This is a genomic window from Enterococcus sp. DIV2467a, from assembly GCF_050532945.1.
GTDB lineage: Bacteria > Bacillota > Bacilli > Lactobacillales > Enterococcaceae > Enterococcus > Enterococcus faecalis.
In genome coordinates this window covers 999239-1022088 of the sequence record NZ_CP172896.1, presented here as the reverse complement: position 1 = coordinate 1022088, position 22850 = coordinate 999239, and the positions used below count along the sequence as shown (strand labels likewise).

The window sequence follows — 22850 nt, the reverse complement described above, 5'->3', positions numbered from 1 at the left end:
CTCCAATTATTGTGCTTCTACTGGTTCATTCATTTCTCGGTTCACTTTTTTCACACCGTCAAAGTAGTACCATACACCTGCCAATACCAACAATAAGACCGGAATCCCGATGATTGGTTTGTAGGCAAAGGCGATGAATACCAAATAACTTTGGATCATGGAAGTTGCCGCAAATGATGAGATCAACATTGATGAAGTACCCAAGTCGATACCCACTGATTTAGCAATTGCTGTCAACATTGGGGATGTTGCAGAACCACACCATAGCAATGAAGCAGTAATGACTAAACCGATCACGATGTTTTTCAACAAATTCCCGCGAGTCAAGGCAACCACCATCGCTACCCGGAAAGGCACAACGGCCAAATCGGCAAATGGTAAAACGCGGTTTCCTGGCAAGACTAAGGCCATGGCGATTGTTAAAGGAATAATGATCAATGCTGTTGTAATAACATCTGGATTCCCAACGACAACCGCTGCATCCAATCCGATAAATAAACGTGTTCCTTTGAATTTTTCTTGGGACCATTTTTGAGCTGCATCAGAAATTGGCATCAGACCTTCCATGAACAATGAGGTCATTTTAGGAATCAAAACCAAAACGGCGGACATGCTGACACCTAATTGCAAGACGGCCTTGATATCGTAACCGGCCAAAGCACCAATCACCATCCCAATAACCAGCCCCATGATCATTGAGTCACCGAAGAACCCAAGATATTTTTGTGCATCCTTGATCGTGAATTTCGATTTGCGAAATAATGGAATACGATCCAGTAACCAGTTCAACGGCCAAGCAATCACTAAGGAAGACAAGGCGGACACAGTTGGCAAGGAAACGCCCGGAATTCCAAAGAAGCTTTCCACCATCGGTTGTGACCAGTCGGAGATTTTAAAGGTAACGGTTGCCATCACAACAGAGGCACCAACACCTAAAAACACATTTTTGGTAACAAAGTAGACCATCACCCCAACGATGGCCATGTGATGGTAATTCCAAATATCCACGTCCAACGTATGGGTACGTTTCAAAACCAATAAAACGATATTAACCAGTAAGATGGCGAAAATCAGGATTGGAATGATGGGTGATGCCCACGTAACTGCGGCGATTGAACCCCAACCGACATCCAACGCATCCAGCTTAACACCGGTCCGTTCAACCATAGCCTTCGCAGCCGGGCCGACGTTAGTGGTCATAAAGTCCAAAATCAATTTGATTCCGGCAAAACCAATACCCAACGTCAAACCTGATTTAAATGCACGGGTAATCTTTAAACCAAAGATCAACCCGATGATGGTAATGATGACTGGCAACATAACTGTCGGTCCAGCATCGATAAAGAAGTTAAAGACATTCATAATGATTTTCATTTTTTCAGCTCCTTTAATCCGCTATTATTTCAATAAGTTCAAGATTTCTTCCATCGTTTTGTCAGCACCGATTCCTGTCAGGATAGGCATGCCTTTTACCACTGGCACATTGCCGGTTTGACCATCGAATTGACCGGTTGTCACCAACAAATCATACCCTTCGACTTTGCCGGGCACTTCCATTAGTTTGGTTTGGGTAGTTGCCACTTCAACTCCGTGTTCTTGCAAGTATTCTTTAACCTTTGTTGCTACCACTGTTGATGTTGCAATACCGTTTCCACATGCGACTAAAATTCTTTTCATGATAATTTCCTCCGATTGCGAGCTTTCCACTCGTGATTTTTTATTTTTTAAAAAACGGCTTTCTTTAATAAAGCCAATAATTCTGTATCATTGCGGGCGTCAATCATTTCCTGACGCAATGGTTCATCTTGGATGATGCCGACTATTTTTTGCAACATTTCCACTTGCCCATGGGGCTCACCAATTGCCATCATAATCACGATCTGAATTGGTAATTGAGCTTTATTGTCTTCCATATTATGGAAAAGTACCGGCTCTTTTAGCGTGGCAATCGCCAAAGTCGTTTTATTGACCATTTCATAATTTGCGTGGGGAATAGCAATTCCCGGGGGCGTTGATGGCAATCCCGTTGGGTATTCTTTTTCCCGATCTTGGATTGCTTGGATGTACTCCTCTTTGACATACCCTTTTTGATAAAGTTCACCTGCCAGATAGGCCAAAACTTCACTATCTGTTGAAGCTTCGACGTTTCGGAAGACAAGTTCCTCATTCAGATAAAGTTCCATACTTTCCACTCCTTGTTCATATTTCACCTGTATATCGCCCATAATATTAAATCGCTGCCAGCAATTCTTTCATTGATTGGGCAAGATTCTTAACATTCAATTCTTCGATATCCTGCTTATTGAACATCCCGGAACCCAGGCCTAAATAACTGGCGCCGTTTTCAAAAAATTCTTTGGCGTTTTCTTTACTGATGCCACCGACACCCATCAAGGGCAATTTGCCAAGAGGCGCTTGGATATCTTTGAAAAATCTCGGTGTAACTACTGCTGCTGGAAAAACTTTGACGATGTCCGCCCCTTGGGCAAACATTTGATTGACCTCTGACGGTGTCATCGCAGCCGGTACTGCCAATACACCTTTTTCATTGGCGTAGGCCAACATTTCCTCAGTAAACATGTGCGGGCCTAATAAGAATTTGGCACCAGCTTCATAACAAGCTTTTGCCTGTTCTAAGGTTCTAACGGTGCCGGCTCCGATGTAGGTCGTATCCCCGTAGCGTTTATTCAACTCACGGATATGATCGATGGCTCCTTCAGTATTCATGGTCATTTCCACTGCAAATTGATGATCAAATTCCTGCATTGCTTGTAAAATCGCATCTGCTTGATCAAACGTGTAGCCCCGCATAATTACGGTAAATCTTGGATAATCAGCTAATTTCATTTTTTCCTCCTTAAGAACTTTGTCTTAATAATTGATAGATGGTTTTTTCATCTGCTGAAGCCACCAACTGATCAATCAAAGAATCATCTTTGGCGATATCGGCGATCTGATTGATAGCTCGTAAATGCTTGGTTAAATCAAAGAAGGATAATGGCAAAATCAAACTGATGGCCTCCCCATTCGGAAAAATCACCGGTTTTTGACAAACCATAATGCTGATACCGTCATTAATGACCCCTTTATCAACAGTGGTATGCGGGATGCAGGTTCGCATCCCCAGATAACCGGCGTAACCGGGTTGTTTGATTTGATTCACGCAATCATTAATAAAGCGTGAATCGATGATCTGATGATCCAATAATGGTTGACATGCCAGACTGACTGCCTCTTCCCAAGTCATCTCCTGATCGATTACTTGCACATAATTTGGACGCAGGTAGTGAGTCAAAGAAGGTAAGACTTGGAAATTATCCAATGGAGTACTTTCATCTTGTTTCACCAAGAAGTATTGCAACTCTTCCCGCAGAGACGCTTGATCGTTGACCGTCGCATATTTTTTGACGATTTTCAACAATTCATCCAGCGCGCGATCCACCTTAGTGATGCCCAAGTCACTTAAGACTCGGTAGCGCAAACTGATTTGTTCCTGATAAGTCATGATGGGATCAATAATGAACTGCATCATGGCGCTGTTTAAAGGTGTTGTAGTAAAAACCAAGTCGTAATCGACTTCAAACTTGTAAAAGTCTCGCACCGATAAGGAAGCCAAAAAATGAATTTCGGGAAAAAGTTTTTCCATATTGGCCCGTACTAACTTGGAAACCATAACGCCGTTGGTACAAACCACCACTGCTCGTGGCCGCTGTTTGTTCAGCTTGTTATGACTGCTTAACTGGTAGCCGAAATAATAAGACAACAAATCCAATTCGTCGTTCGGAAAGGCTTTGTTCAGCCAATTCTCGATGGGAATAATCAATTCTTTCATCAAGTCGATCAAGATTGCATGGTTGCTGTCTTTGATCAGGCTATCGACAGAATAGACCCCCAAACTCAAGTTAAAGCGGATCCGGAAACAGGCCGGTCGTAAATGACTTAATATCCGACGTTCAAAGTCTTCGCGATCATCGATCATAATCAAGGTTTGGTTTTGGAAATTTTCCACCATTTGACTGATCAATTTACGTAAATCTTGATCTGAATCGTAGTTCTGGGTGGTCTTACTTTCAAAAATATTGGAAGTCAAAAATAAGAGCGTGAACCATTCCAGGTAACTCTTGGATAAGTTCCAAGCCGTCTCGCCGACTAAAATCGTCAACATCCGGTATTCCGGTGTATTACTGACCTCACCGGGAAAGAAATCCGGTTTAGTGGATACTTTGATGCCCCGGCCGACTAAAAAACGGGCCGCCGTTTGCAGGTAATCCACCGACTCATCGGAATAACTAAGGTGTAACATTTGTTCCATATTGTGAACCAGATGGACAATTTCTTCTTCCGTCACGCCATGAACCAACTTGCCTCGGATGGTTTCCCGACGGAAAATCGGGCACTGCTTCACCAAATCAGATAACAGTTGCAAGATTCGGTGTTCCGATCCAGCCAATTGATACCCGTTAATCCGGTCGTATTGAATTGTCAAACTGTAGTTTCTTAGTAGGGCGTCGGTTCGTTTGATATCATCCATGATGGTAGTTTTGCTGACTTCTACTATATCCAACAAATGATCCAGACTAACATATTCGATATTGGTGATCAAAGTCATCACTATCAGCGCCCCACGTTCTCCCTCCGTCAATGCCAACGTTGCTTGTTCGTCCACCGTTTCCTGATCCAACTGGGACATCATTTGGATCACTTCAATCGGTACTGTAATATCACCGGAGTGACTACGCTGGATCGTTGGGATATTTTTCATCTCCAAGTCTTCATTGAATTGGTTGATGGCATAGTTGATTTGACGACGTGTCAAATCGAGTTCACTTGTCAAAGCGGAAAGTTTCATTTCAGGGTTTTTAATAATCATTTTGAGTATTTCACGAATTCGTTTGTTCATTTGACTATCCTCCTGACAAAATCATTATATATTCACGCAAGCGCTTTTTGACGACGCTTTCATCACGATATTTGTCACACTCACTTTTTTAGTTTGTCACACCGGTGTGACACAGATAGCATAATCGGCGTTATATCAAGTGTACCATGGCGTGACAATTATTTGTTACACCAGAAAATTAGCGCAAAGGTTCTGTTGCAAAGTTTTAAATCTACTATCAGATAAGGTAGAATAATAGAAAAAGATAGCAGGAGGAATGACGATGAGTCATTTTAAAGGAAAGCAATTTCAGCAGGATGTGATTATTGTAGCCGTGGGCTACTATCTTCGTTATAACCTTAGCTATCGTGAAGTTCAAGAAATCTTATATGATCGTGGCATTAACGTTTCTCATACGACGATTTATCGTTGGGTGCAAGAATATGGCAAACTACTCTATCAAATTTGGAAAAAGAAAAATAAAAAATCCTTTTATTCATGGAAAATGGATGAAACGTACATCAAAATTAAAGGAAAATGACATTATTTGTATCGAGCCATCGATGCAGATGGTTTAACCTTGGATATTTGGTTACGTAAAAAACGGGACACACAAGCAGCCTATGCTTTTCTTAAGCGGTTAGTGAAGCAGTTTGATGAACCGAAGGTTGTAGTCACAGATAAAGCCCCCTCTATTACAAGTGCCTTTAAGAAACTAAAAGAATACGGCTTTTATCAAGGGACAGAACATCGTACCATTAAATACCTGAATAATTTGATTGAACAAGACCATCGTCCAGTAAAGAGACGCAATAAATTCTATCGAAGTTTACGCACTGCCTCTACCACGATTAAAGGCATGGAAGCCATTCGAGGATTATATAAGAAAACCCGAAAAGAAGGCACTCTCTTCGGGTTTTCGGTCTGTACTGAAATCAAGGTATTATTGGGAATCCCAGCTTAAATCATAGATACCGTAAGGGATTTTATTCTTTATTTAAAACTTTGCAACAGAACCGCTTGGTATACCAGCTGGATACCATTTTTCCATTAAATCGCCTCTTAGCGGTTCTACTTGGCCAGATTTCAAAATCACATCAAGTTTTACTGGCTTTAATTTTGAGAAAAATTCTGGTTTTAAGTTCAATAACTTGAAGCGGTAAATAGATGGTTTATACCTATCTATTCGTATATTTTGGTTTTGTAACCAATGGGGGAGAAATGTTAACAAATCTTCATTTAAAAAAAATACAAAACCTTTTGTGAAAAGTATCTTTACATCATCATCGGGTGTTCCGAGCATTTTCATGTATGGATACGCTTCGACAATTCCGTCATCGTCTGCGTTTGTGTTCAGATATACGTATAATAATTTTGCTGAATCTGACATCTTCATAAAACTTGCATTATTTAAGAATGATTTAGCCAGCATTCTTTTTTCTGCCATAAAAATCACACTTCTTCCTATTTGAATGTTAAAATATAGTCAAATAAAGTTTTCTTAGAACTTTATTCATTATCGAGTGTTTCCCTTCGTCTGCAAACTATCGGGAGCACTCTTTTTTTATACAAACTGCTATTCCTTTCCAAACTAGATTTGTTATTCATCTTCTTTCAAAACTTCCACCTCTCTTCATTCGAGCAAACATAAACTCATTAACTGCCTTTTTCGAATAAAACTTTCTTGCACCCAATTCCACAACGGGTAAACCTTCGTTTCTCACAGCATTTTTTAAAAAGTTTTCGCTCACATTTAAGTATTCTGCCATTTCTTTTTGATTGAGGTATTCCCTTGTCATACCCGCATTTTCTTGAGCCTTTTCAATTGCCTTTGTAGCAATTTGATAAAACTGCTTCAGAAACATTTCCTCCTGCTCTTCTGAGATCATTAATTTTATTGCTTCCACAAAAACCTCTCCTTTTTGATTGTTCTATAACTTCTCTACCTAAATAGTAATTTTTAGTAATGAGCAACAAAAAAATAATTACTAAAAATTACTAGTTTATAATATCTTATAGAAATTCTATTGTCAACATTTTTAATAAATTTTAGTAAATGATAGCAATATATGTTACAATAAATCAGAAAAAGTCTAATGGTGATAAGTCAAGATGAAATTTGAGATTATTTTTATTGAATAGACTATTTTGAAGCGCACTGAACTAAACCCGACTAAAATCAATTTTTTTCGGGCGTTTCAAGGATTTGCGTCAATAACAAATTGTTATTTATCTATCACGCTCCTTGGTGGCGTGTAGAGTTGATGGTTACGTAGTAGCGTATCCACCAAACGCGTAAATTTTCTTGCGGTTAAGACGAGTGCTCGTTTGTGTTGGTGTTTAGGTACCTCTTTATACTTGCTTTGATAAAAAGCTTTATATTCAGGAAGATAATTTTTTACTGAGTTGGCAGCTTCAACTAAGTAATAACGAAAATATCGATTCCCTTGCTTGGTCAGAGGTGTATTTTGAGACTGATAGTTTCCAGATTGTTTAACTTTCCAACTTAATCCAGCGTACTTCGCCAATTTTGTTTGATCTTCAAATCGTTCGATTTGACCAATTTCAGCGATCAAACCAGCAGCGTAGACTTTTCCAATTCCTGGAATACTGGTTAAACATTGATATTCTGGAATGACTATAACTAATTGTTCAATTGCTTTATCCAGCTCTTTGATATTCTTTTCAAGAGCCCGCATTTCACAAACAAGAACGCCCAGAACAATATCAATAGATTCTTGGGCTACAGTGCCTAAGCGATAGCTTGATCTGATGGCTCGTTGAATAGCCTTGGCAATTTTCTCGGGTTGTTTGAAACGACCTCTTCCTTTTTCTTGGATTAAGTCACTGAAAGCTTCCAAAGGAAGCTCAGCCAGTTCATCTAACGTGAAGTCTTCTGTCATTAGAGAAATCACTGTAGCACTAAAAAGACTAGTAGATTCGTCTTTCATTTCACGAACAAGTGTGTTGCATTTGTACGTTAGATTTTCAAGAAAGTGTTGCTTTGTACGAGTTAGTTGCTTAATTAATTGATAACGAGTTCGGGTCAGACGCTGTAACGCCATGTATTTTTCTTCTTTAATAGGAGACGTGGTAAAACGTTGAATGCGTAGAAAGTCAGCAATTCTTAGCGCGTCATTACGATCTGTTTTGTCTTCATCAAACATGCGTCTAAATTGTTTAATTCGAAAAGGATTTTCGATAGTTACAAGCGTATTGAGCTTTTTTAGTTCCTCGTCTTCATGAAAAAACATTGAAGGATGGAAACTGTACATGGACGTTGATTCCATGCCAATTATAATTTGATCAAATAGGTAATTCTCATTGAACTCAAGAATCATTTCTCGTGTTAATGAAGCACCTTCAATGTCATTGGAGACTGAGATTTCAGACAATGTAGACAACTGATCGTCGTCAGTTAGGAAACAGACATCTAACTTTTCAGAACTAACGTCAATACCGACAAATAATTTCATGGAAGAAGGACCTCCTTTCGATCTAAATTTTGGAAAATGCTTCGATACTGTGGGATTTCCCAGAAGCTCACTGTGTAACCACAACCTCGCCTAATAGAATACGGTGATAAAAGAGCTAGAAGCTGCCTTCCAAACTACTATCTGAAAGTCTAGTCCATTATCGAAACAGCTAATGAGTTGGTAGTGATAACAGTGGTTCGGGTAACAGACTTTGCAAGGTAGACAAAGCTACAGGAGGGCATAGCAAATTCCCGTTGGATCCTTTCCATGAATCCATTGTACTCTGAGAAATCACACAATAACGAAACAAATTCCGCAAGGAATGTGTTATTCAATAAATTTTTCGATTCAGAAGCATTTTGATTAAAAAGTATTAGACAAAAACTATTTTACGAGGAGGCTTAGTTATGAAACCTAATCTATCGTTAACTAGTGAACGTATTAGAAAAATTATCGAATCCAAAGGTCTGACATTAGAACGATTCGGTGATTTAATTGGAGACACACCAATAAGTTCCGTTAATAATTGGCTTAGAGGTGTGTCTTTACCCAATAAAAATAGGCTTTTAACAATTGCAAATATTGGAAACACTAGTGCAGACTGGATTAAATGGGGAACTTTGGAAGAATACATAGCTTCATACCTTATAGATTCAGGGTATGAGCTATATATTAAGGACTTCCCAGAGATACCTCACAAAGTCTTTAATGATATTCAAGAAAGATATAGTGATACGTTTTCGCTAGATAAAGACTATGAGTTATTGAATCCTATAATAAAAAATATATTTTCAAAATATTACTCAAAAGATTTTGAAATTTATCTAAATGAGATACTTGCTAATGATATCAATCCTCTTATCGAAGAGTATGCTAGTCAAAAACACTCTATCTCTAAAGAGCTATTTTTCAAAAGAGCCAACAGTAGACTTCAAGATAAGATAAGAAATGGGGATTTCAAATACGGTGAAAAAGAAATACTGATTGATTCTTCAAAACAGCTATTAAACGAAATGGACTTAGCCTATCAAGATATTTCACAGTATTCATCTGTCGAGGATTTCTTTTATAAAATTACTAAAAACCAATTTGAAACAGAAAAATTTATTTCTGATCTTAGCAAAAAATACAATTTCCCATATGAGAAAAATAGTATAGTCGCAAAATTTCTAACTAATAATCACGATAAATTTAAAAGCAATTGATTCTTCAAATAACTTCTCTACCTGCAATCATGAAGTAAGGAGAGAATCAAATGGCCACATTTTTTAGTTATAAATTACAAAATGGCGAAAAATATTGGGGATTTGAAACTTATTTAGGAAAAGATCCCAAGACTGGAAAAGATATACGTACAAAGCGTAGAAGATTCAAATCAAAAGCTGAGGCACAAATAGCACTTAATAGACTACTTGTAGACTTTAAAGAAAAACAAGAGTTTAAAATCAATGTTACAACTTTTCAAGAGTTATATAAATTATGGATTGATAACTACAGAACGAGAGTAAAACCATCTTCCGTTGCCGTTGCTCAACGTTTTTGCAAGAACCATATATTACCTGCTTTTGGGGAATTACGATTGGATAAAATAAGTGTTAGTTATTGTCAAAAACAGGTTAATGAATGGCACAAAACATTAAAACAATATGGTTTCTTGAGAAAAACAACTGCTCAAATATTTAAATTTGGAGTAGCAATGGAAGTCTGTAAAGATAATCCTATGTCTAAAACATTGCTTCCAAGAAAAATTGAAGAAGAACAACCCTTGAAGTTTTATACGAAAGATCAATTACAACTATTTTTAAAGAATACTAAAGAAAATAATTCAGTTAAACTGTACACTTTTTTCCGTTTATTAGCTTATACAGGAATGCGTAAAAGCGAGGCATTGGCGCTTCAATGGGAAGATATAGACTATTTCAATAAAACAATAACAATTGGTAAAACTATCGCTCAAGACGAGTTTAATCAAGTAGTTCTACAAGTACCTAAAACTAAAAATTCATCAAGAACGATTCAGCTTGATGATTTTACACTTAAACAACTGCGTATTTGGCAACAAGAACAAATGAAAATAATGATCTTATATGGCTATAACACGAATTCACCAAAGCAGTTTCTTTTCACTACAAACACAAACAAGCTGTACTACCCCCAAGTAGTAAACGATTGGTTAGACTGGATTTACAAAAAGACACCGATGGAGCCTCAAATTACTCCACATGGATTTAGGCATACCCACTGTAGCTTATTGTTTGAAAGTGGTGCTTCGATAAAAGAAGTACAAGAACGATTAGGTCACAAAGATATTAAAACTACCATGAATATCTATGCTCATGTCACACCACAATCTATTAAGAAAACAGGTGACCGATTTGCAAAATTTATGGGCGAATAATTCCAAACGTAGCCAAAAACGTAGCCAACTATTAAAATGCAAATAAAAAAATGCTCGAAACGCTTTAATATCAACGTTTCGAGCAATGAAATAGTTATTATCCAACAGACCCTTCCATCTCATAACTAATCAACCGATTCAACTCAACCGCATATTCCATCGGTAATTCTTTCGTAAATGGTTCAACAAAGCCCATAACAATCATTTCTGTCGCTTCGGCTTCAGACAAGCCGCGACTCATTAGATAATATAATTGTTCTTCAGAAATTTTTGAAACTTTGGCTTCGTGTTCTAAGGACACTTGGCTGTTATGAATTTCGTTAAACGGAATCGTATCTGATTTTGATTTTTCGTCCATGATAATCGTGTCACATTCGATGTGGGAAATCGAACCTGCGCTGTCTTTGCCAAAAGTCACTTGGCCACGGTAGTTAACTTCGCCGCCGTCTTTAGCAATTGATTTTGAAACAATTGAGCTAGAGGTATTCGGCGCATTGTGAATCATTTTGGCCCCAGTATCTTGGATTTGGTTAGCGCCAGCAAAGGCAATCGATAACATCGTGCCACGGGCACCTTTGCCATCTAAGTAAACGCTTGGGTATTTCATGGTTGTTTTAGCTCCTAGGTTCCCATCAATCCATTCGACAGTGGCACCTTCGTAAGCTTTAGCACGTTTGGTTACTAAGTTGTAGACGTTATCTGACCAGTTTTGAATAGTGGTATAACGACAATAGGCATCTTTTCTAGTGAAAATTTCTACGATGGCCGCATGCAAGCTGTTACTTGAATACGTGGGTGCCGTACAGCCTTCAACATAGTGAACGCTGGCCCCTTCATCGACAATAATCAAGGTCCGTTCAAATTGGCCGGTATTTTCAGCGTTGATTCGGAAATATGTTTGTAATGGTACATCAACTCGAACACCTTTTGGTACATAAATAAAGGTTCCACCTGACCAAACAGCTGAGTTTAAAGCGGCCAGTTTATTATCTGTTGGTGGCACAAGTTTTGAAAAATACTCTTTGAATAAGTCAGGATATTCTTTTAAAGCAGAGTCAGTATCTGTAAAAATGATGCCTAATTTTTCAAATTCTTCTTTCATGTTGTGGTAAACAACTTCTGATTCATATTGAGCAGAAGCCCCAGCTAGATAAGCACGCTCAGCTTCGGGAATCCCAATTTTTTCAAAGGTTTCTTTGATTTTATCAGGTACATCATCCCAATCGCGTGCGGGTTTGTCACTCGGTTTTTGGTAATATTTAATTTTACTAAAGTCAATATCTGACAGGTCTGGACCCCATTCTTGCATGGGCATTTTATTGAATTGTTCTAACGATTTTAAACGGAAGTCAAGCATCCATTCTGGTTCGCCTTTCACGCGAGAAATTTCGCGAACGACGTCTTCGGTTAGGCCGTCTCCGGTACTAAAGACTGGTTCCACATCGTCGTGAAAGCCAAATTTATATTCTTCTAATTCAGGTACTGTACTCAATTCGTCGTCACCCTTTCTTTATTTTTCACAATGTAAATGACCGGCTTCGCCTTGGCCGGTATTAGCAACAGCCTGCTCTAAGGCTTTCCAAGCCAGGGTTGCACATTTAATCCGAGCTGGAAATTTAGCTACGCCGCTTAACATTGCTGCATCGCCTAATTTTTCATCTTCGGCCACTTCATTTCCTTGAACAAGTTGAGAGAAATCCTCTGCTAAGGCCGTTGCTTCGGCGATTGTTTTTCCTAAGACCGCATCAGTCATCATACTAGCACTGGCTGTACTGATGGAACAGCCACTTCCTTGAAAGGCGATATCTTTAATCACACCGTCTTCAATGGCCACATCCAGTTCAATCACATCTCCACAAGTAGGATTATTCAGTTCAATTGTTTGGCTAGACGCATCTAGCGTTCCGTGGTGATGTGGGTGGCTAGAATGGTCCAAAATGACTTGGCGATATAAGTTATCTAATTTAGAAAGTGCCATGCTGGAAAAACTCCTTTGTCGCTTTAATCGCTTCAACTAAGCGATCTGCGTCTTCTTTGGTATTGTATAAATAAAAACTTGCCCGTGCGGTTGCTGGCACGCTCAAATAGTTTAATAACGGTTGCGCGCAATGGTGACCCGCTCTGACAGCGACCCCTTCCATATCTAACGCCGTAGCCACATCATGTGGATGTAAACCTTCAATATTAAAAGCAATCACACCTGTGTGGTCTTTTGGATCCTGTGGACCATAAATCGTCAAGCCCTCGATAGCTTGCAACTTCGGCAAAACATAGTGAACAAGGGCTGCTTCATGTTGATGAATGGCCTCTAAACCAATTTCTGTTAAATAATCAATGGCGGCACCTAAGGCAATTGCCCCGGCAATATTAGGTGTGCCAGCTTCAAATTTCCAAGGAAGCTCTTTCCAAGTACTTTCTTGAAGATGAACAAAGTCAATCATTTCGCCACCAAATTCCACAGGTTCCATTTGTTCCAATAAATGACGTTTGCCATAAAGGACACCAATTCCAGTTGGTCCACACATTTTGTGACCACTAAATGCATAAAAATCAGCATCGATGGCTTGAACGTCCACAGGCATATGAGGAACTGCTTGCGCGCCGTCTACCACCATCACAGCGCCATTTTGATGAGCTAATTGTGTTAATTCTTCGATTGGATTAATGACCCCTAACACATTTGAAACATGAGCAATCGAAACAATTTTCGTTTTTTCTGTAATTTGTTGACGTGCACTTGCCATATCTAAAAAGCCGTCTTCAGTGACGTCTATATACTTCAAAATGGCCCCTGTACGTTGAGCTAATTGTTGCCAGGGAATAATGTTTGAATGATGTTCCATGTAAGATATGACGATTTCATCCCCGGCTGTAACTGCCAAGTCACCATAACTTTTGGCAATCCAATTCAAACTGGTTGTTGTTCCTCGTGTAAATAAAACTTCTGCTGTTTCTTTGGCATGGATAAATTGGCGAACCTTTTCGCGGGAGGCTTCATAGTCCTTCGTTGCTCGTTCGGCTAACGTGTGCACCCCACGATGAACATTGGCATTATCGGTTTCATAATAATGTCGTAAAACATCTAACACTGCCGTTGGTTTTTGGGTTGTCGCAGCATTGTCTAAATAAACTAGCGGTTCATCATTAACTTCTTGAAATAAAATAGGAAACGATTGACGAATGGTTGCTGCATCCATCATGCGTTTAACTTCCCTTCAATTACTTCTACAAATTCATTTTGTACTTCTTTAACTGGAATTGCTGTAATGACAGAACCTAGGAAGCCACGAATCACCAAACGTTCCGCTTCTTCTTTACGCAAGCCGCGGCTCATTAAATAATACATTTCTTCTGGATCTACTCGACCAACGCTGGCTGCGTGTCCGGCAGTCACTTCATTTTCATCAATTAAAAGAATTGGATTGGCATCACCACGAGCTTTATCAGACAGCATTAAAACACGACTTTCTTGCTGTGCGTCGGCTCCTTTTGCTCCTTTTAAAATGTGGCCAATTCCGTTAAACGTTAAAGTACCACGTTCACGAATAACTCCATGTTGTAAAATATGACCAATTGAATGTGGCGCTTTGTTTGTCACTCGTGTGTCGATGCCTTGTGTTTGTTTACCTGCACTAATTGCAACAACTTTAACTTCTGAATGAGCGCCTTCGCCAACTAAATCAGAATCAAAATCAGCCACAACATCGCCATCATTCATGACGCCTAGAGCCCAATCAACAGAGGCATCCCGCATAATATAGCCACGACGATTCATATAAGTCGTTACAGTTTGCCCTAATTGATCCACGGCTGAGTATTTAACTTTTGCGCCATCTTTCGCAATCACTTCCACAACGATATTTCCAGAAGCTTTCTCTGCGTGATGACCAGTTGATTGAAAACGTTCTAAATAACTGAATTCACTATGATTATCTGCAACGATTAAAACATGTTTAAAGAAAGGTTGGTTGCTATCTGAATCCTGAATAAACAAAGATTCAATTGGCTCTTCAATCACTACGTTTTTAGGAACGTATAAGAAAACGCCACTATTCATGAAAGCTGCATGAGCTGCTGTCAGCTTATCTTCTTCTGGTAATACAGCTTTAGTCATATAGTATTCTTTAACTAATTCTGGGTGCTCTTGTAAAGCAGTAAAAATGTCTGTAAAAATTACCCCTTGTTCCGCTAATGAGGCTGGCAATTGCTCAAAAGCATGAAAAGATCCTTGTTGAACAATTAAAGAATTGTCTTTCATTTGATCAAAACTTGCGACATTTCCTTCAGAAGGCACATAACTTTCCATGTGAACATTTAATAAAGGCCAACGATGAAATTTCACACGATCAATATGTGGTAACTCACTTTCGTCAGCGTTTCTTAAAGCCGTTGTTCGCAATTCAGTCATCCAAGCTGGTTCTTCATGTTCTAGTGAAAAAGCGGTGACTTCGTCAAGATAATCCATTAGATTTACTTTTTTCATTTATCTTGTCCTCCTTACGCTTCTTCTTTGTAATCAATACCTAATTCTTGGCTGATACCAGCATAGCCTTCTGTTTCTAAACGTTTTGCCAAATCAGCCCCACCGGTTTTCACAACGCGGCCTTCCATCATGATATGAACAACATCTGGCGTGATATAGTTCAATAAGCGTTGATAATGGGTAATAATTAACGCACCAAAGTTCTCGCCGCGCATTTCATTAACCCCTTTAGAAACTACTTTTAACGCATCGATATCTAAGCCTGAATCAATTTCATCTAAAATGGCAAACGTTGGCTCTAACATCAATAATTGTAAAATTTCATTTCGTTTTTTCTCGCCGCCAGAAAAACCTTCGTTTAAGTAACGCTCAGCCATTTCTTCAGGCATATTTAATAATTCCATTTTGCTATCTAATTTTTTTAAGAACTGCATAACTGACATTTTGTTGTCTTCGTCACGTTTTGCATTGATTGCTGCACGCATGAATTCAGCATTGGTAATTCCTGGAATTTCACTTGGGTATTGCATTGCTAAGAATAAACCTAAGCGAGCACGCTCGTCTACCTCTAAATCTAAAACGTTGACGCCGTCAAATAGAATTTCTCCTTCTGTGACTTCGTAGTTAGGATTTCCCATAATTGCTGCTGATAAAGTAGATTTACCAGTTCCATTAGGTCCCATAATTGCATGGATTTCTCCAGTATTAATTGTTAAATCGACTCCTTTTAGAATCTTTTTATCTTCAATTGATACGTGTAAATTTTTGATTTCTAACACAGACATGTACAATTCCCTCCAACTTGTTTTAATCGTTTTTCCGTTCTCACTCATTTTAGCCTAATTGAGAATGAATCGCAAATTACAATTGCTAAAAATAACAACTCTTATCATCAAATTTTAGGATTCAATTTGTGAAGAAAAATTTTAAAAGGCTGATATTTCAAAGTTTCTCTATATTTTTAAGTGATCCTCCCTACACAAAGAAAAAAATTCTGGTAGAATAAAAAAATTTATTAAAGAAAGCGTTTTCTTAAATAATTACTTTAGAATGACTTTTGCAAAGAGAGCGTTGAGATACGCCTTTCTCATCTATACAAAAAAATCCAGAGCATTTGCTTCTCTGGATTCAATAATTTTTATTAGTGATTGGTTTTATACTTCTAAAAGTTCTTGTTCTTTTTCAGCAGTAATCGCATCGATATTTTTGATGCTATCGTCTGTTAATTTTTGAACATCTTTTTCAAATGAACGTAATTCATCTTCAGTGATGTCGCCATTTTTTTGAGCTTTTTTCAACTCATCCATTGCATCACGACGAACGTTACGGACAGCAACTTTTGAGTTCTCCGCTTCTTTTTTCACGTCTTTGGCTAATTCTTTCCGACGTTCTTCCGTTAATTGTGGAATCACTAAACGGATGACATTTCCATCATTGGTTGGGCTAATGCCGATATCACTCATTTGAATAGCTTTTTCAATGTCAGCGATAGAATTTTTGTCAAACGGTGTAATCATTAATACACGTGCTTCTGGGATATTGATACTTGCTAATTGGTTAACTGGTGTTGGTGCACCATAATATTCTACTTGAATACGGTCTAATAGACTTGCGTTCGCACGACCAGCACGAATTTGACCTAATTCACGGCGTAAGCTTTCTTCCGCTTTTGTCATTTTTTCTTTGGCTGTTGCTAAAACTTCTTTAGACATTCTTTATTTCCCCCTTACAGTTGTTCCGATATTTTCACCAAGGATGGCACGACGGATATTTCCTGCTTCATTTAGGTTAAAGACAACTAAAGGAATATCGTTATCCATACTTAATGAGCTTGCTGTTGAATCCATTACTTGCAGCCCTTTAGAAATAACATCTAAATGTGTTAGTTCTTCAAATTTTGTCGCTGTTTCATCCACACGTGGATCCGCAGAATAAACACCATCAACATTGTTCTTCGCCATTAAGATGACGTCCGCATCTACTTCTGCAGCTCGTAACGCAGCCGTTGTATCTGTCGAAAAGTAAGGATTTCCTGTTCCTCCGGCAAAAATAACAACGCGGCCTTTTTCTAAATGACGTTCTGCACGACGACGAATGTATGGTTCTGCAATTTGACGCATTTCAATTGATGTTTGAACACGTGTAGGCACACCAAGATTTTCTAATGTATCTTGCAATGCTAAGGCATTCATCACAGTAGCTAACATGCCCATATAATCAGCTTGTGCACGTTCCATGCCCATTTGAGCACCAATTTGTCCACGCCAAATGTTTCCGCCGCCAACCACGATGGCCATTTCGATACCTAATTCATGGACCTCTTTAATTTCTTGGACGATTTCTTTAATGACTGGTGGTTTAATGCCAAAACCGTCTTCTCCGGCTAGCGCTTCTCCACTTAACTTTAATACGACACGTTGATACTTAGGTTTAACCATCATAATTCCCTCCAAGATTCTCTAAAAATCATTCAATTCCTCATTTAGATGACTTTTCACCAAAATGATTTTTTAGACCAAGCAGTGCGATCCACTGGTTTTGCCTAAAAAAAGGGAGCGCATATCAAAGTTATGCGTTCCCAAATGGCTGAAAGACTGCCTTGAATCAAGCAGTAATCAATTTATGCAGCTTCCTTTGGGGATCGCTGTCTGTTTAGATACTTATGATTCACGGCTTTTCAACCGAGCGTTTGATGCTCTTAGTTTTTCATTTGGCTCATTACTTCATCCGCAAAGTTATCTTCACGTTTTTCGATACCTTCGCCAACTTCAAAACGTACGAATGATTTCACTTCGCCGCCTTTAGAAGCAACAAATTTTTCGACAGTCATATCTGGATCTTTAACAAATGGTTGGTCAACCAAAGCGATTTCTGCTTTGAATTTTTGTAGACGACCAACAACCATTTTTTCAACGATATTTGCTGGTTTACCTTCGTTTAATGCTTGTTCAGTTAACACAGCTTTTTCGTGTTCTAATTCTTCTTGAGGAATTTGAGATTCGTTGACATAGCGAGGGTTGATTGCCGCGATGTGCATAGCAACATCTTTCGCTACTTCTTCGTCAGTTGTGCCATCGATAACTGTTAATACAGCAATACGGCCACCCATGTGTAAGTAAGCGCCAAATGCAGCATTGTCAGCTTTTTCGACAACTTCAAAACGACGGAAGCTGATTTTTTCACCGATAACAGTTGTTGCTTCGATTAAATCAGATTCAATTGTGCCTTTTTCAGTTTTAATAGCCATTGCTTCTTCCATCGTAGCTGGTTTGTTTTCAGCAACTTTAGTCGCAATGTCTTTAACTAAATCTTGGAACATTTCGTTTTTAGAAACGAAGTCAGTTTCTGAGTTTACTTCAACGATTGCTGCAACGTTACCCACAGTTGCTACGTTTGCTAAACCTTCAGCCGCAATGCGGTCATTTTTCTTCGCTGCTTTAGCCATACCATTTTCACGTAAAAAGTCTACGGCTTTTTCCATGTCGCCTTCTACTTTTACTAATGCTTTTTTAGCGTCCATCATTCCAACGCCAGTCATATCGCGTAATTCTTTTACCATTTTAGCTGTAACGTCTGCCATTATTTGTGTCCTCCTCGGATATTATCAATTCTTTTTAAAAAAGCTATCTCAAAGGAGAATCAGGCTTTTTGTCGCCTAGCCTTTGAGACAGCTCCGTAATCATTATTATTCAGCTGATTCGTTGTTTCCTTCAACAACATCAACGATTTCTTCGATTGAAGTTGCTTCTGGTGTTTCTTCAACGAATAACTCTTCAGTTGCTTGGTCTTCCCCTTGGTTACCTTCGATGAAAGCGTCAGCCATTTTAGCAGTGATTAATTTCACAGCGCGGATTGCATCATCATTTGAAGGGATTACAACATCGATCTCATCAGGATCACAGTTTGTATCAACCATTGCAACGATAGGAATGTTTAATTTGTGTGCTTCTTGAACAGCAATGCGTTCTTTACGCGGGTCAACGATGTACATTACATCTGGAATTCTTGGCATATCAGCGATACCACCTAAGAATTTTTCTAAACGTTCACGTTCTTTGTTTAAGCCAGCAACTTCTTTCTTAGGTAAAACTTCGAAAGTGCCGTCTTCTTCCATTGCATTGATTTTTTTCAAGCGAGCAATACGTTTTTGGATTGTATCCCAGTTAGTTAACGTACCACCTAACCAACGATGGTTTACATAGTATTGACCAGCGCGGATTGCTTCATCTTTGATTGCTTCTTGTGCTTGTTTTTTAGTTCCTACGAATAAAGCAACGCCGCCTTCTTCTGCAACGTTTTTCATGTAATCGTAAGCTGCATCTACTAATTTCACTGTTTTTTGTAAGTCAATGATGTAGATACCGTTTCTTTCTGTGAAGATATATTTCTTCATTTTTGGGTTCCAGCGACGAGTTTGGTGACCAAAGTGTACGCCGGCTTCTAGTAATTGTTTCATAGAAATTACTGCCATGTTGTGTTTCCTCCAGTTTGGTTTTTATTTTCCTCTTCTTTTCGTCAACTCCTTGAAGAACTACCGTAGTAGCACCACTTCGCAGATGGAAAAGAATGTGGATTTCGTATGTGAAAATCACACCTTTAACAGTATAAGATATTTTCAGAAAAATAGCAAGCCTTAAAACTAGAAATGTCGCTCCTACTGCGCTTGCCAAACAAGATGACATTCTTCGTTTCCCGTTTCATCGATGGTTCGCTTTTGTTGGACAAAGCCTTGTTTTTGATAAAAGGCGTAAGCTGCTTGATTTTCCCTGTAAACAGCCAAAGATAAGACATCCTGTTCTTCTTTTGCTACTTGCAGTAATTTCTGACCGATGCCCTTCCCTTGAAACGCTTTTTTTATAAAAATTCCTGCGATATAGTTATCCATTAAGCCTAAAAACCCAATTATCTGACCCTCTTCTTCCGCTAAGATCAGTGTTGCTTTTGGTAACGCAGCGCGGACAAATGCCTTATTTTCTTGCCAATAAGTTGGTGCGACAAATGGATGAGCCTCTAGATTCGTTTGCAGCCAAATAGCCATAATGGTTTCTAATTCTTTTTCTGTTAACTGGGTTGTCTTTTTGATAGTCAGCATTTTTTGACACTCGTTTCTGTTATTGATTATTTTCAAAATAAAACATTAACACGCCCGCTGCGATAGCGACATTCAATGATTCTGCTTGACCTTTCATTGGAATATAAAGATTTTTCGTGGTTTCTGCTAACAATTCTGGCAAAACCCCGCTACCTTCATTGCCTAAAATCAACGCATAATTTTCCACTGCCTCTTGTTCATAATAAGCAATCGCAGCTTCATTTAGTTCTGTACCGAAAACTGGTAGACCTTGCTTCTTGAATGCCTGAACCACTTCAGTCAACTCTCGTTGGAGAACTGGTAAATGATAGTGGCTTCCCTGCATTGAGCGCAACACTTTTGTATTGTAAATATCTGCTGTGCCCTTACCTAAAATCACGCCTGCTAAACCCGCTGCATCAGCTGTGCGAATCATCGTACCAACATTACCAGGGTCTTGGATATTATCTAAAAGTAACCAACCACCTTTAAAAGAAAGCGACTGCTCTTGTTGCGTTTCCAAGGTGACAATTGCCAAAATTCCTTGTGAAGTTGGCAGCTCCGACAAGCTATTTAAAACCTCATCACTAACAAAAATTAATTTTTCTGTTTCTTGTTCAGCTAACCAAGTTCCCCATTCTTGTTGACCTCTTTGGTTAAACAAAATCCACTGGACATCGGCATTGGCCTTCACAGCTTCTTCAACTAAATGAAATCCTTCTATTATATATTGGTTCAGTTCTTCTCGGTACTTCTTTTTGTGTAATTTTTTCCATTCTTTTAATTGGTTATTTTTCGTTGATGTAATTTCTTTCATAAGTCACCTCGCCTTTGTATTATAGCATGCTTCTAGCTTGCTTGGATACTTGCTAGAACCAAGAAAAATCGCTATCATAAAGAAAAAAGCAAAGGAAGTGTCTCTCATGGAAAAACTAAGAATGAATGTACAAGGGCGTGTCCAAGGTGTTGGCTTCCGCTACATGACCAAAATGGTGGCAGATCAATTAGGTGTCACTGGTTCAGTGAGAAACGAAGACGACGGGTCCGTTTCAATCACAGCAATTGCACCTGAAGACATAATGGAAACATTTATCAAAAAAATCAAAGATTCTCCCAGTCCAGCGGGACGTGTAACGTATGTTGATATTCAAGAAGACCCTTTGTTAGAAGAAACGGAACAATTTAAAGTGATTCAATAAACTTACTTTCTAACGATTGATTTCTTTGGGAAGAAGCCTTGAACAGCAAGTAGTTCCTGCTTTTTATTGATTTTTGTAAGAGCTTCTTTTCGATTTTGATTGAAAAAGAGCGCTGTTTCAAGTATAGTTAACCATGTAAAAATTTTTTAGAAAAGGACCGAATTACATGCGTAAATTAAACCGATGGCTTTACGGCTCTGGCTTACTATTTTTAGTAATGTTTTTATCAGGCTGTGTGAAAACAGGAGCAGATGGACAACCAACTGGTGAAGGTTTTGTCTATAACTTCCTTGTTTTACCGATGAGTAATGCAATTACTTATCTTGTCGATAACTTTAATTGGAACTATGGTTGGGCGATTATTTTTATCACCATTATTGTACGGATCATTATTTTACCGTTAGGCTTACATCAATCGAAAAAAAGCTTTATCCAAACGGAAAAAATGCAAGCAATCAAACCCCAAGTGGATGTTGCACAAGCAAAAATGAAACAAGCAAGTACGCGTGAAGAACAAATGGCCGCACAAGCAGAACTACAAAAGATTTATAAAGAAAACAATGTGAGTATGGTTGGCGGAATTGGTTGTTTGCCTTTATTAATTCAAATGCCTATTTTCTCTTCTCTGTTCTTTGCTGCTCGTTATACAAAAGGTATTGCCACGGCAAGCTTCTTAGGAATGAATTTAGGGCAACCAAATATGATTTTAGTGGCATTAGCTGGTTTAGCCTATTTAGCTCAAGGCTATATTTCAATGATTGGTATTCCTGAAGAACAAAAGAAAACAATGAAATCAATGCTGATTGTTTCACCATTAATGATTGTTTTCATGTCCTTTAGCTCACCTGCAGGCGTAGCGCTTTACTGGGTAGTTGGTGGTATTTTCACATGTATTCAATCTGCCATCACAAATATCCTCTTACGTCCAAGAATTAAAAAACAAGTACAAGAAGAATTGAAAAATAACCCACCAAAACAAGTGGTTACTCCTATCAAGGATGTGACACCAAAAGAAACAAACAAAGTAACGCAAAAAACGAACCAACCAAAAGCAAACGGCAATAAAGGTCGTAATGCTGGAAAACAAAAACGTAAATAAAAAAAGGATCGCCTCTAAACGGCGATCCTTTTTTTACTTCAATTCTTTCCCAGTCATCTCTTCAATAGTTCGAATAGACTTTGGACCAAAGCCATGCAACGAAAGTAACGCTTTTCGGCCTCGTGCGTAGAGTTCATCCACACTGTCGATTTTTTCATTCGTTAGCGCACGAACAGCTGGCTTTGATAATTGTGTTAAAATTTGTTCAAATGTTGTTTCTAGCATACTGTCGGTTCCTCCTTAGC

The 22850-nt window shown here is 38.6% G+C and carries 23 protein-coding genes and 2 pseudogenes; 5 read left to right on the top strand and 20 right to left on the bottom strand.

The window, feature by feature from the left end; genetic code table 11:
• Nucleotides 1-6 precede the first annotated feature (6 nt).
• Genes IGL80_RS04845 through IGL80_RS04825 form a run of 5 tightly spaced genes read right to left on the bottom strand, consistent with a single transcriptional unit; the run spans nucleotide 7 to nucleotide 4900 of the window.
• On the bottom strand, nucleotides 7-1374 hold the full coding sequence (locus tag IGL80_RS04845; RefSeq protein ID WP_129187449.1) for a PTS galactitol transporter subunit IIC: 1368 nt from the start codon (nucleotides 1372-1374) through the stop codon (nucleotides 7-9).
• Nucleotides 1375-1398: 24 nt separating this feature from the next.
• Nucleotides 1399-1677 carry a PTS sugar transporter subunit IIB gene (locus IGL80_RS04840; RefSeq protein WP_002362830.1) on the bottom strand — a complete coding sequence of 93 codons (279 nt, stop codon included), beginning with the start codon at nucleotides 1675-1677 and terminating at the stop codon, nucleotides 1399-1401.
• 47 nt (nucleotides 1678-1724) lie between these two features.
• The gene (locus tag IGL80_RS04835; RefSeq protein WP_005469866.1) at nucleotides 1725-2183 is read right to left on the bottom strand and encodes a PTS sugar transporter subunit IIA; all 459 of its coding nucleotides are present in this window, start codon (nucleotides 2181-2183) and stop codon (nucleotides 1725-1727) included.
• Between the two features lie 46 nt (nucleotides 2184-2229).
• Nucleotides 2230-2847, bottom strand: coding sequence for a bifunctional 4-hydroxy-2-oxoglutarate aldolase/2-dehydro-3-deoxy-phosphogluconate aldolase (locus tag IGL80_RS04830; RefSeq protein ID WP_002362827.1), 618 nt, complete (start codon nucleotides 2845-2847; stop codon nucleotides 2230-2232).
• A 10-nt stretch (nucleotides 2848-2857) separates the two neighbouring features.
• The gene (locus IGL80_RS04825) at nucleotides 2858-4900 is read right to left on the bottom strand and encodes a BglG family transcription antiterminator (RefSeq protein ID WP_129187451.1); all 2043 of its coding nucleotides are present in this window, start codon (nucleotides 4898-4900) and stop codon (nucleotides 2858-2860) included.
• A 262-nt stretch (nucleotides 4901-5162) separates the two neighbouring features.
• Between IGL80_RS04825 and IGL80_RS04820 the strand changes: the two are divergent.
• A pseudogene (locus IGL80_RS04820) lies at nucleotides 5163-5843 on the top strand (IS6-like element IS1216 family transposase).
• A gap of 54 nt (nucleotides 5844-5897) precedes the next feature.
• On the opposite strand, the pseudogene IGL80_RS04815 reads toward IGL80_RS04820, so the two are convergent.
• The 3 genes and pseudogenes from IGL80_RS04815 to IGL80_RS04805 form a co-directional block, all read right to left on the bottom strand.
• Nucleotides 5898-6326: pseudogene (locus tag IGL80_RS04815) on the bottom strand (DNA replication protein DnaD); the annotation flags it as partial.
• A gap of 157 nt (nucleotides 6327-6483) precedes the next feature.
• Nucleotides 6484-6786, bottom strand: a complete 303-nt coding sequence (locus IGL80_RS04810; protein ID WP_002299877.1) for a helix-turn-helix domain-containing protein — start codon at nucleotides 6784-6786, stop codon at nucleotides 6484-6486.
• A gap of 318 nt (nucleotides 6787-7104) precedes the next feature.
• Complete coding sequence (locus tag IGL80_RS04805; RefSeq protein ID WP_016178086.1) at nucleotides 7105-8355, bottom strand: IS110 family transposase; 1251 nt, start codon at nucleotides 8353-8355, stop codon at nucleotides 7105-7107.
• 407 nt (nucleotides 8356-8762) lie between these two features.
• On the opposite strand from IGL80_RS04805, the gene IGL80_RS04800 reads away from it, so the two are divergent.
• Together IGL80_RS04800 and IGL80_RS04795 are read left to right on the top strand one after the other, a co-directional pair.
• Nucleotides 8763-9560 carry a helix-turn-helix domain-containing protein gene (locus IGL80_RS04800; RefSeq protein WP_002295173.1) on the top strand — a complete coding sequence of 266 codons (798 nt, stop codon included), beginning with the start codon at nucleotides 8763-8765 and terminating at the stop codon, nucleotides 9558-9560.
• A 50-nt stretch (nucleotides 9561-9610) separates the two neighbouring features.
• Nucleotides 9611-10753, top strand: a complete 1143-nt coding sequence (locus IGL80_RS04795; RefSeq protein WP_129187312.1) for a tyrosine-type recombinase/integrase — start codon at nucleotides 9611-9613, stop codon at nucleotides 10751-10753.
• A gap of 97 nt (nucleotides 10754-10850) precedes the next feature.
• Here the strand turns inward: IGL80_RS04795 and sufB are convergent, their stop codons facing one another.
• From sufB to IGL80_RS04740, 11 genes are all read right to left on the bottom strand, one after another.
• A complete protein-coding gene (sufB, locus tag IGL80_RS04790) occupies nucleotides 10851-12245 on the bottom strand; it encodes a Fe-S cluster assembly protein SufB (RefSeq protein WP_002356769.1) in 1395 nt (464 codons plus the stop codon).
• A gap of 18 nt (nucleotides 12246-12263) precedes the next feature.
• The gene (gene sufU / locus IGL80_RS04785; protein ID WP_002359759.1) at nucleotides 12264-12731 is read right to left on the bottom strand and encodes a Fe-S cluster assembly sulfur transfer protein SufU; all 468 of its coding nucleotides are present in this window, start codon (nucleotides 12729-12731) and stop codon (nucleotides 12264-12266) included.
• Nucleotides 12718-13953 (bottom strand): cysteine desulfurase, encoded by a 1236-nt coding sequence (locus tag IGL80_RS04780; protein WP_002376739.1) that lies wholly within the window; start codon nucleotides 13951-13953, stop codon nucleotides 12718-12720. The genes sufU and IGL80_RS04780 overlap by 14 nt, the downstream gene beginning before the upstream one ends.
• Nucleotides 13950-15236 carry a Fe-S cluster assembly protein SufD gene (sufD, locus tag IGL80_RS04775; RefSeq protein WP_002404887.1) on the bottom strand — a complete coding sequence of 429 codons (1287 nt, stop codon included), beginning with the start codon at nucleotides 15234-15236 and terminating at the stop codon, nucleotides 13950-13952. The genes IGL80_RS04780 and sufD overlap by 4 nt, the downstream gene beginning before the upstream one ends.
• A 14-nt stretch (nucleotides 15237-15250) precedes the next feature.
• The gene (gene sufC / locus IGL80_RS04770) at nucleotides 15251-16021 is read right to left on the bottom strand and encodes a Fe-S cluster assembly ATPase SufC (protein ID WP_002356763.1); all 771 of its coding nucleotides are present in this window, start codon (nucleotides 16019-16021) and stop codon (nucleotides 15251-15253) included.
• Between the two features lie 369 nt (nucleotides 16022-16390).
• On the bottom strand, nucleotides 16391-16948 hold the full coding sequence (gene frr, locus IGL80_RS04765; RefSeq protein ID WP_002356762.1) for a ribosome recycling factor: 558 nt from the start codon (nucleotides 16946-16948) through the stop codon (nucleotides 16391-16393).
• Between the two features lie 3 nt (nucleotides 16949-16951).
• Entirely contained in the window at nucleotides 16952-17674 is a 723-nt protein-coding gene (gene pyrH / locus IGL80_RS04760; protein ID WP_002356761.1) for a UMP kinase, read from the bottom strand.
• Between the two features lie 260 nt (nucleotides 17675-17934).
• Nucleotides 17935-18816 carry a translation elongation factor Ts gene (tsf, locus tag IGL80_RS04755; protein WP_002356760.1) on the bottom strand — a complete coding sequence of 294 codons (882 nt, stop codon included), beginning with the start codon at nucleotides 18814-18816 and terminating at the stop codon, nucleotides 17935-17937.
• A gap of 105 nt (nucleotides 18817-18921) precedes the next feature.
• Nucleotides 18922-19707, bottom strand: a complete 786-nt coding sequence (gene rpsB / locus IGL80_RS04750; RefSeq protein ID WP_002356759.1) for a 30S ribosomal protein S2 — start codon at nucleotides 19705-19707, stop codon at nucleotides 18922-18924.
• A 183-nt stretch (nucleotides 19708-19890) separates the two neighbouring features.
• Entirely contained in the window at nucleotides 19891-20328 is a 438-nt protein-coding gene (locus IGL80_RS04745) for a GNAT family N-acetyltransferase (RefSeq protein ID WP_002359755.1), read from the bottom strand.
• Between the two features lie 19 nt (nucleotides 20329-20347).
• Nucleotides 20348-21124 (bottom strand): TrmH family RNA methyltransferase, encoded by a 777-nt coding sequence (locus IGL80_RS04740; RefSeq protein ID WP_002359753.1) that lies wholly within the window; start codon nucleotides 21122-21124, stop codon nucleotides 20348-20350.
• Between the two features lie 106 nt (nucleotides 21125-21230).
• Between IGL80_RS04740 and IGL80_RS04735 the strand changes: the two genes are divergently transcribed.
• Nucleotides 21231-21506, top strand: coding sequence for an acylphosphatase (locus IGL80_RS04735; protein WP_010706543.1), 276 nt, complete (start codon nucleotides 21231-21233; stop codon nucleotides 21504-21506).
• A gap of 166 nt (nucleotides 21507-21672) precedes the next feature.
• Nucleotides 21673-22605 (top strand): membrane protein insertase YidC, encoded by a 933-nt coding sequence (gene yidC / locus IGL80_RS04730; protein WP_002356755.1) that lies wholly within the window; start codon nucleotides 21673-21675, stop codon nucleotides 22603-22605.
• Nucleotides 22606-22638: 33 nt separating this feature from the next.
• Here yidC and IGL80_RS04725 read toward each other — a convergent pair whose 3' ends face one another.
• Nucleotides 22639-22830, bottom strand: a complete 192-nt coding sequence (locus tag IGL80_RS04725) for a DNA-directed RNA polymerase subunit alpha C-terminal domain-containing protein (RefSeq protein ID WP_002356753.1) — start codon at nucleotides 22828-22830, stop codon at nucleotides 22639-22641.
• Between the last annotated feature and the right edge of the window lie 20 nt (nucleotides 22831-22850).

Bases quoted from the DNA above. Each gene is read 5' to 3' on its own strand.
- IGL80_RS04845 (WP_129187449.1), bottom strand. From the start codon at position 1,374: ATGAAAATCATTATGAATGTCTTTAACTTCTTTATCGATGCTGGACCG.
- IGL80_RS04840 (WP_002362830.1), bottom strand. From the start codon at position 1,677: ATGAAAAGAATTTTAGTCGCATGTGGAAACGGTATTGCAACATCAACA.
- IGL80_RS04835 (WP_005469866.1), bottom strand. From the start codon at position 2,183: ATGGAACTTTATCTGAATGAGGAACTTGTCTTCCGAAACGTCGAAGCT.
- IGL80_RS04830 (WP_002362827.1), bottom strand. From the start codon at position 2,847: ATGAAATTAGCTGATTATCCAAGATTTACCGTAATTATGCGGGGCTAC.
- IGL80_RS04825 (WP_129187451.1), bottom strand. From the start codon at position 4,900: ATGAACAAACGAATTCGTGAAATACTCAAAATGATTATTAAAAACCCT.
- IGL80_RS04805 (WP_016178086.1), bottom strand. From the start codon at position 8,355: ATGAAATTATTTGTCGGTATTGACGTTAGTTCTGAAAAGTTAGATGTC.
- IGL80_RS04800 (WP_002295173.1), top strand. From the start codon at position 8,763: ATGAAACCTAATCTATCGTTAACTAGTGAACGTATTAGAAAAATTATC.
- IGL80_RS04795 (WP_129187312.1), top strand. From the start codon at position 9,611: ATGGCCACATTTTTTAGTTATAAATTACAAAATGGCGAAAAATATTGG.
- sufU (WP_002359759.1), bottom strand. From the start codon at position 12,731: ATGGCACTTTCTAAATTAGATAACTTATATCGCCAAGTCATTTTGGAC.
- IGL80_RS04780 (WP_002376739.1), bottom strand. From the start codon at position 13,953: ATGATGGATGCAGCAACCATTCGTCAATCGTTTCCTATTTTATTTCAA.
- sufD (WP_002404887.1), bottom strand. From the start codon at position 15,236: ATGAAAAAAGTAAATCTAATGGATTATCTTGACGAAGTCACCGCTTTT.
- sufC (WP_002356763.1), bottom strand. From the start codon at position 16,021: ATGTCTGTGTTAGAAATCAAAAATTTACACGTATCAATTGAAGATAAA.
- frr (WP_002356762.1), bottom strand. From the start codon at position 16,948: ATGTCTAAAGAAGTTTTAGCAACAGCCAAAGAAAAAATGACAAAAGCG.
- pyrH (WP_002356761.1), bottom strand. From the start codon at position 17,674: ATGGTTAAACCTAAGTATCAACGTGTCGTATTAAAGTTAAGTGGAGAA.
- tsf (WP_002356760.1), bottom strand. From the start codon at position 18,816: ATGGCAGACGTTACAGCTAAAATGGTAAAAGAATTACGCGATATGACT.
- rpsB (WP_002356759.1), bottom strand. From the start codon at position 19,707: ATGGCAGTAATTTCTATGAAACAATTACTAGAAGCCGGCGTACACTTT.
- IGL80_RS04745 (WP_002359755.1), bottom strand. From the start codon at position 20,328: ATGCTGACTATCAAAAAGACAACCCAGTTAACAGAAAAAGAATTAGAA.
- IGL80_RS04740 (WP_002359753.1), bottom strand. From the start codon at position 21,124: ATGAAAGAAATTACATCAACGAAAAATAACCAATTAAAAGAATGGAAA.
- IGL80_RS04735 (WP_010706543.1), top strand. From the start codon at position 21,231: ATGGAAAAACTAAGAATGAATGTACAAGGGCGTGTCCAAGGTGTTGGC.
- yidC (WP_002356755.1), top strand. From the start codon at position 21,673: ATGCGTAAATTAAACCGATGGCTTTACGGCTCTGGCTTACTATTTTTA.
- IGL80_RS04725 (WP_002356753.1), bottom strand. From the start codon at position 22,830: ATGCTAGAAACAACATTTGAACAAATTTTAACACAATTATCAAAGCCA.